10 protein-coding genes and 1 pseudogene are annotated in these 7,399 nt (G+C 68.5%); all 11 read right to left on the reverse strand.

Annotated features, from left to right (window positions below; translation table 11 throughout):
• Positions 1-123, reverse strand: a pseudogene (locus U9979_RS20170) (ATP-binding protein); the annotation flags it as partial.
• Entirely contained in the window at positions 123-479 is a 357-nt protein-coding gene (locus tag U9979_RS20175; protein WP_322748331.1) for a YraN family protein, read from the reverse strand. The gene U9979_RS20175 and the pseudogene U9979_RS20170, both read right to left, overlap by 1 nt.
• Positions 480-631: 152 nt before the next feature.
• Positions 632-925, reverse strand: a complete 294-nt coding sequence (locus U9979_RS20180) for a DUF2469 domain-containing protein (RefSeq protein WP_239310639.1) — start codon at positions 923-925, stop codon at positions 632-634.
• Positions 922-1,677, reverse strand: coding sequence for a ribonuclease HII (locus U9979_RS20185; RefSeq protein WP_322752129.1), 756 nt, complete (start codon positions 1,675-1,677; stop codon positions 922-924). The genes U9979_RS20180 and U9979_RS20185 overlap by 4 nt, the downstream gene beginning before the upstream one ends.
• On the reverse strand, positions 1,601-2,803 hold the full coding sequence (lepB, locus tag U9979_RS20190; RefSeq protein ID WP_322780614.1) for a signal peptidase I: 1,203 nt from the start codon (positions 2,801-2,803) through the stop codon (positions 1,601-1,603). The genes U9979_RS20185 and lepB overlap by 77 nt, the downstream gene beginning before the upstream one ends.
• A 169-nt stretch (positions 2,804-2,972) precedes the next feature.
• Positions 2,973-3,329 carry a 50S ribosomal protein L19 gene (rplS, locus tag U9979_RS20195; RefSeq protein WP_322748309.1) on the reverse strand — a complete coding sequence of 119 codons (357 nt, stop codon included), beginning with the start codon at positions 3,327-3,329 and terminating at the stop codon, positions 2,973-2,975.
• 144 nt (positions 3,330-3,473) lie between these two features.
• Entirely contained in the window at positions 3,474-4,232 is a 759-nt protein-coding gene (gene trmD, locus U9979_RS20200) for a tRNA (guanosine(37)-N1)-methyltransferase TrmD (protein WP_322780615.1), read from the reverse strand.
• Between the two features lie 2 nt (positions 4,233-4,234).
• Positions 4,235-4,822 carry a ribosome maturation factor RimM gene (gene rimM, locus U9979_RS20205; RefSeq protein WP_322780616.1) on the reverse strand — a complete coding sequence of 196 codons (588 nt, stop codon included), beginning with the start codon at positions 4,820-4,822 and terminating at the stop codon, positions 4,235-4,237.
• Positions 4,794-5,027 carry an RNA-binding protein gene (locus tag U9979_RS20210; RefSeq protein WP_239311291.1) on the reverse strand — a complete coding sequence of 78 codons (234 nt, stop codon included), beginning with the start codon at positions 5,025-5,027 and terminating at the stop codon, positions 4,794-4,796. Before U9979_RS20210 ends, rimM begins: the two co-directional genes overlap by 29 nt.
• Complete coding sequence (gene rpsP, locus U9979_RS20215; protein ID WP_322748312.1) at positions 5,028-5,489, reverse strand: 30S ribosomal protein S16; 462 nt, start codon at positions 5,487-5,489, stop codon at positions 5,028-5,030.
• A gap of 210 nt (positions 5,490-5,699) precedes the next feature.
• Entirely contained in the window at positions 5,700-7,364 is a 1,665-nt protein-coding gene (gene ffh / locus U9979_RS20220; RefSeq protein WP_322780617.1) for a signal recognition particle protein, read from the reverse strand.
• Between the last annotated feature and the right edge of the window lie 35 nt (positions 7,365-7,399).

Genomic DNA, 7,399 nt, shown 5'->3' on the forward strand with positions numbered 1-7,399 from the left:
CGCCGCGTCCGGCAGGCCGACGAGGGTGATGGCCGGCAGCCCGTTCGCGAGATCCGCCTCGACCTCGACGAGGTGCCCGTGCACCCCCACGATGGCAACGCTGAACGCCCGCGCGAGCGGCATCAGAACGCCCCTCGTAGGTGTTCCACCCGAATCGGGCGGTCCCAGCGGCGATACACCTCGACGACGTCGAACCGCAACGCCACCAGCTCATGGTCATGATCATGAAGCCACTGTGCGGCGACCCGGCGGATCCGCGCAACCTTGGCGGGGACCACGGCCGCAGCCGGCGTCCCGTAGCGGTCCCCGGAGCGGGTCTTGACCTCGCAGAACACCAGACACGAACCGTCCCGGGCGACGATGTCGACCTCGCCCGCGGCGCACCGCCAGTTGCGGTCGACAATCTCCATGCCGCCGTCCAACAGATACCGGACGGCGGTGTCCTCCCCGAACCGCCCGAGCGCATCCTTGACCCGCATCGTCCGCTCCCGTCCACGGGCGACGGACGCGCCCGTGGAGATCAGAGTGGTCGACCGGTCAGCCCTTGGCGAGAAAAGATCACTTTCTGTGGACAACGTGCGTTCATCCACAGACCAGACCGCAGCCAGCCCGAAGCTGGACACAGCGGCCCTCAGAGCTCCGCTTTGGTCAGCTCCTCGACGTTGATGTCCTTGAACGTGACGACACGGACGTTCTTCACGAACCGCGCCGGCCGGAACATGTCCCACACCCACGCATCACGCAGGGTGAGTTCGAAGAAGACCTCGCCGGCGCTGTTGCGGACATCGATCTGGTAGTCGTTCGCCAGGTAGAAACGACGATCAGTCTCGATCACGTAAGAGAACAGACCGACGACATCGCGGTACTCGCGATAGAGCTGAAGCTCCATCTCGGTCTCGTACTTTTCGAGGTCTTCGGCGCTCATGCGCCCTCCGTCGCGCTGCGTAGCCCGGTCGGTGTCACGACGTCCTCCAGCCGCGACAGTCGTTCGCGGTACGCTCCTGCCACATTGACATACGACATCCGATGCTGTTCACACGGCCCGTAAGCAGCAAGAGCCGCGGCGTGTGCGGCCGTGACGTACCCCTTGTGCTGCGCAAAATCGTACTCGGGATACCCGGAGTGCAAGCCATCCATGATCCGATCCCTGGTCACCTTGGCGATGACGGACGCCGCTGCTACGCAGGCCACCACCTGGTCCCCCTTGAGCACTGCGGTGGAGCCGACTCCCAATCCCGCCACGGCGAACCCGTCGGTCAGGACATATCCGGGCCGCGCAACCAACCGGGCCACCGCGCGACGCATTCCGGTTGTGTTCGCCACATGTACACCCGCCACGTCGATCTCGGAGGCGTCGATCACGACGGTCGCCCAGGCCTGAGCGACGCCGAGTATGCCTTCGAACACCTGGTCACGCAGACGGGCGGACAGCCGTTTGGAGTCTGCCAGCGCACCGAGCCGGCGTGATCCACCCGTGGGAAGAATGACGGCCGCGACCACGAGCGGACCCGCGCACGCGCCACGGCCGGCCTCGTCAACCCCGGCAACGGGACCGAGCCCCCGGCGCCAGAGCGCACGCTCGTACCCCCACAGCCCGCCGTCACGTCGGATCGTCGCGCTGGCCGGGGTGAACGGCAGCGTGCGGTCGGGTTGGACGTCGCCGCCGACGGCGATCATCGTCGCCCCTGTCGTCACCCGGGCTCCTTCCCGACGGTGCTCGCCGTCCCGACGGTGCTCGCCGCCGAGATGCGGCAACCCCGCCCAACGCCACCACGCCAGCCCCCGTCAGACCGGAGGCGGAGGCGAAAATGTTCGGCGGGGACAGAAATGCCACCCGACTCAGGGGCCATACCCGCACGAACGCGCGGCCGACGACCTTGCTTTCCGGGATTGTCCCATTCACCCGCGAATCCGACGACTCGCTGCGGTGGTCACCCATGACCCACAGCTCGCCGGCTGGCACTTTCACCGGAGCGAATTCGCGTCCGGACCCGGCCGGACTGTTTTCGTAGACGTACGGCTCATCGAGTGGCTTGTCGTTGACCGTCACCCGTCCCTGAGCATCACAACAGGCGACGGTGTCCCCACCCACGCCGATGACACGCTTGATGAAGTCCTTGTCGCTGGGGGCGCCGAGGCCGAGCACGCCCTGGACCGAGCGCACCGCACGGGAAACGATGTTGCTCGGCGGGTCGATCAGGGTCTCCGCCCGCTCAAAGCCGGTTCCGTCGCCGTTGAAGACGACAATCTCACCGCGGTGGACGTCCCTGAAGCGGTAGACGAGCTTGTTGACCAGAACCCGGTCGTTGACCAGCAGGGTCCGTTCCATCGAGACGGTCGGGATCCAGAACGCCTGGACGAGGAACGCCTTGATGACCAGCGCGAGCAGGAATGCCACCAGCACGAGGACGGGTAGCTCGCGGGCGAATGAACCCCTGCCGCCGCGACTGCCCCGGCCTCGGCCCAGGCCCAGACGCCCGCGCCGTGGGGTCGGCGCCGGTGCGGTCGGATCCGTCGCGACCCCCTGGGCGTCACCACTGGTCACGGGCTCCGCACTCACCACCGGGTCGGATGCCTCGGCCGGCAACGTCACGGCCTCTTCCCCGCGGCCGTTCGCCACGACGGGCCCAACAAGATCATGTGCAGCGTGGGCGGCTTCGCCGTCATGCCCCGTCTTCTGCCCGAAGCCGTCCTGCTGCTCCACGCCGTCCTGTTGCCCCAAGCCGTCATCGGGCGATCCCTGGCCACTGGCCGGAACAGAATTGTTCCAGCGCGCCGGAAGACTCTGCTCGGCTCCACTCACCGCGCCACCTCATGGGTTGGCCGATATCGGCCGAATTTGATGATCTTCACCGTGGTATCCGATCGGGACCGATCGCTGACCACCCTACGCGCACGGTCGGCCCCGGCGACGACACGGTGACGTAGAAACGACAACGCACGGCCAACGGCTGCGCCACTCCACGCAAAGTTCAGCGTCCAGCCGGCCGACGCTTTTCCTTGATCTTTGCAGCCTTGCCGCGCAACTCACGGAGGTAGTACAGCTTCGCTCGCCGCACATCACCACTGGTCACGATTTCGATCTTGGAGACGACCGGGCTGTGAACCGGAAAGGTTCGCTCAACCCCGACACCGAAACTGACCTTGCGGACCGTGAAGGTCTCGCGAACGCCACCGCCCTGCCGGCGGATCACAACGCCCTGGAAAACCTGGATGCGCTGGCGATTGCCCTCGACGACACGGACGTGGACCTTCAGGGTGTCGCCCGGCCAGAACTGCGGGACGTCGGTCCTCAGCGACGCGGCGTCGAGGCTGTCCAGGGTTTGCATGGCAGTCGCTTTCTCACGGGGATGACGGGGATGACAGGGATGAATCGACTACGGTCCAACCGCCAAAGACGATCCACTCATCTGGATCATGATGCCACCCAGCAGACATTCGAACTGGGGCGGCGGACGGCCGGACACCGCATCCTACTGTGCCACACGACCAGCCGGGTCGGTGGCAGCCGGGTCGGTGCCAGCCGGGTCGATGCCAGCCGGGTAGGTGCCAGCCAACAGATCCGGCCGGCGGTGTGCGGTCCGCGCCACAGCCACCTCCCGGCGCCACCGGCTGATGGCGCCGTGATCACCGGAGCGCAGCACCGCGGGCACCTCGCGGTCGTGCCACACCGGTGGGCGGGTGTACACCGGCGGTTCTAGCAGCCCGTCGGCGAAGGAGTCGTCGGCAACGGACTCGGCGTTTCCCACCACACCGGGCAACAGCCGGATGACCGCCTCCAGTATCACCAGGGTGGCGACCTCTCCCCCGGCCAGCACGTAGTCACCGATCGAGATCTCGTCGTCGGCCCACTCCTCAATGACCCGCGCGTCGATTCCCTCATAGCGGCCACAACAGAACACCAGCCACGGTTGCGCGGCCAAGCCGCCGGCGTAAGCCTGGGTGAAGGGCCGGCCGACCGGGGTCGGGACGATGATCCGCGGTCGCCGGCCACCGGCCGCGCCCGATTCGCTCACCTCGGTCAGCGCCGCCCACCACGGTTCCGGCCGCATCACCATGCCCGGCCCCCCGCCATAGGGGGCGTCGTCAACGGTCCGGTGCACGTCGCTCGCCCACTGCCGGAGATCGTGCAGATGAACGTCGAGGATGCCCCGCTCACGCGCCCGGCCGACCAGCGACAGTTCCAGTGGGCTGAGATACCCGGGAAAGATAGTGATTATGTCAACACGCATAGTCACTCCAGGTCGAACAGGCCTGGCGGCGGGTCGACCACGCACCGGCCGTCGGACACCTCGACGCTGGGGACGAACTCGCGCACGAACGGCACGAGTACCTCCCCCCCGTCTGGGCAACCGACCGCGAGCAGCTCCCCGGCCGGTGTGTGGACCACATCGACAACCACACCGACGGCGGCGCCGTCCACGGTCACCACCTGGAGTCCGACGAGGTCGCGGTCCCACCACAGGTCGTCCGCCGCGTCATCGTCCTCGTCCGCAGCGGCACCCACGGCGTCGGGCGCAATGGTGAGGATCCGGCCACGCAGGGCTTCGGCGGCGCCGCGGTCATCGACCCCCTCGAACCGTACGAGCAGGCGCCCGGCGTGCCAACGCGACCCGGCGATCACCAACGGACCAACGGCGGGGGTGTCGCCGTGAAACCGCGACCCCGGCGCGAAGCGTCGGTCCGGAACATCGGTCCGGACGTCGATCGTCACGTCCCCGCGGACGCCATGGGGACGCCCGATCCGACCGACGACGACCGGCGCATCGGCCGGGCTGCCCGAAGGCCGCCGACTACCGGTCGACGTCGACGACGTCGACACGCAGACCCCGACCTCCCACACCGGCCATGACCGTCCGCAGCGCGCGGGCGGTCCGCCCGCCGCGCCCGATTACCTTGCCGAGATCGTCGGGATGCACACGGACCTCCAGGGTCCGACCCCGGCGACCCGACTGCATGTCGACGCGCACATCATCGGGATGATCGACGATGCCCCGGACAAGATGCTCGAGCGCGGCCTCCAGCACTTACTGCCCCGCCGGAGTCGACGGCTCGGCCGCCGGCGCGCTCTGCTGCTGCTCGCCCGCGGGTGCGTCGTCCGTAGCCTTCTTGGCCTTCTTCGGGGTGGTGGCGGGCTTGTCGCCGAGACCCGCGGCTGCCCGGGCCGCAGCCTGGAAGATCTCCCGCTTGTCTGGCTTGGGAGCCGCAACCTTCATCGGCGGTGGCGCCGGCAGACCCTTGAACTTCTGCCAGTCACCGGTGACCTTGAGGATCGCGAGCACCGGCTCGGTCGGCTGAGCGCCCACACCGAGCCAGTACCCGGCGCGTTCGCCGTCCACCTTGATGATGCTCGGGTCGGACTTGGGGTGATACTGCCCGATCGCCTCGATGACCCGTCCGTCTCGCTTGGTACGGGCATCCGCGATGACGATGCGGTAGTGCGGCTCGCGCATCTTGCCGAGACGCTGAAGTTTGATCTTGGTTGCCACGATTGTCGAACTGCTCCAGACGTACGTCAGTAGCCACTGGAATGCCACGGTGGGGACGCGGAACACCGGCAGCTGGGTTTTCGGAGCGTCAAAGCGGCGGAGAGGGCCACCGCGACGACGCCGATGGTGAGGAACCCATGTCGTTCCCATAGTTTGCCAGATCGCGAGCGCTGATACGCCCCCGGGCCGGTGGGCACTGCCCGGAGCATGTCAACGCTGTCTGCCGCGACCCCGCCCGGGCGGTGGCCCCCCCGGTGGCAAACCGCTGCCACGCATCAGGGCGGACAGGTCGGACAGGGCCGCATCACCGGGCCCGGCCGGCGGGCCGCCGGGTAGGCCGCCCGGTGTGGCGCCCGGTGTGGCGCCCGGTGTGGCGCCCGGTGTGGCGCCCGGTGTGGCGCCCGGTGTGGCGCCCGGTGTGGCGCCCGCGCGCCGCGCCTGCGCTGCGGCCTCCTGCGCCTGCGTCTGCGCGGCGCGTGCGGCCGGATTGCCCTTGCGGTTCGCGCCCTTTCCCTTCTTGCCCGCCTTGCGGTTGGCCGCGCCCCGGCCGCTCTGCCCACCGCCGGGCAACCCCATACCGCCGGTCATCTTCTTCATGACCTTGCGCGCCTCGGCGAACCTGTCGAGCAGCTGGTTGACCTCGGTGACGGTGACGCCGGAACCTCGGGCCACCCGAGCCTTGCGGGACGCCTGGAGAATCCGCGGGTCGTGGCGCTCAGCCGGGGTCATCGACCGGATGATCGCAACCACCCGGTCGACGTCGCGTTCACCGATCTGGGACAACTGCTCCTTCATCTGCCCCATCCCGGGCAGCATTCCGAGCAGGTTGGCGATCGGGCCCATCTTGCGGACGGCGAGCATCTGGTCGAGGAAATCCGACAGGGTGAACTCCGAGGCGGCCATCTTCGCCGCCATCGCCTCGGCCTGATCGGCCTCGAAGGCCTTCTCCGCCTGCTCGATGAGGGTGAGAACGTCGCCCATTCCCAGAATGCGCGACGCCATCCGCTCGGGGTGGAAGACGTCGAAGTCCTCCAGCGCCTCACCGGTCGACGCGAACATGATCGGCCTGCCGGTCAGGTGCGCGACCGACAACGCGGCGCCACCGCGGGCGTCGCCGTCGAGCTTGGTGAGCACGACCGCACTGAAACCGACGCCGTCGGCGAAGGCCTGCGCGGTGGTGACGGCGTCCTGGCCGATCATCGCGTCGACGACAAACAGGATCTCGTCCGGCGACGTGACATCCCTGATGTCCGCCGCCTGCCGCATCATCTCGACGTCCACGCCGAGACGGCCGGCGGTGTCGACGACCACCACGTCATGGTGACGACGCCGCGCGTGTTCCACAGCGGCACGCGCGACCGCGACCGGGTCGCCCACCCCGTTGCCGGGCTCGGGCGCGAACACGTCGACCCCGGCCCGGGCGGCCACGACCTGAAGCTGGGTGACCGCGTTCGGACGTTGCAGGTCGGCGGCGACCAGCAGTGGCGTGTGCCCCTGGGCCGCAAGCCACCGGCCGAGCTTGCCGGCGAGCGTCGTCTTGCCGGTGCCCTGCAGGCCGGCGAGGAGGATGACGGTGGGAGGCGCCTTGGCGAACCGCAGGGTCGCGGTGCCGCCGCCCAGGATCGCGATGAGCTCTTCGTTCACGATCTTGATGACCTGCTGGGCCGGGTTCAGCGAGGCCGAGACCTCCGAACCCATCGCCCGCTCACGCACGGCTTCGATGAAGGCCCGGACCGCCGGCAACGCGACGTCGGCCTCCAGCAACGCCACCCGGATCTCCCGGGCGGTCGCATTGATGTCAGCCTCGGACAACCGCCCCTTGCCGCGGAGCGACGAGAAAGCCTTGTCGAGGCGGCTGGACAGGGTGTCGAACACGCGCACACTCCGAGATCGCTGGCGAACCGCAGCTC

The sequence above is a fragment of the Protofrankia sp. Cas4 genome (genome assembly GCF_963555915.1).
GTDB lineage: Bacteria > Actinomycetota > Actinomycetes > Frankiales > Frankiaceae > Protofrankia.

Bases quoted from the DNA above. Each gene is read 5' to 3' on its own strand.
- trmD (WP_322780615.1), bottom strand. From the start codon at position 4,232: ATGCGTGTTGACATAATCACTATCTTTCCCGGGTATCTCAGCCCACTG.
- U9979_RS20180 (WP_239310639.1), bottom strand. From the start codon at position 925: ATGAGCGCCGAAGACCTCGAAAAGTACGAGACCGAGATGGAGCTTCAG.
- rplS (WP_322748309.1), bottom strand. From the start codon at position 3,329: ATGCAAACCCTGGACAGCCTCGACGCCGCGTCGCTGAGGACCGACGTC.
- U9979_RS20185 (WP_322752129.1), bottom strand. From the start codon at position 1,677: ATGATCGCCGTCGGCGGCGACGTCCAACCCGACCGCACGCTGCCGTTC.
- U9979_RS20175 (WP_322748331.1), bottom strand. From the start codon at position 479: ATGCGGGTCAAGGATGCGCTCGGGCGGTTCGGGGAGGACACCGCCGTC.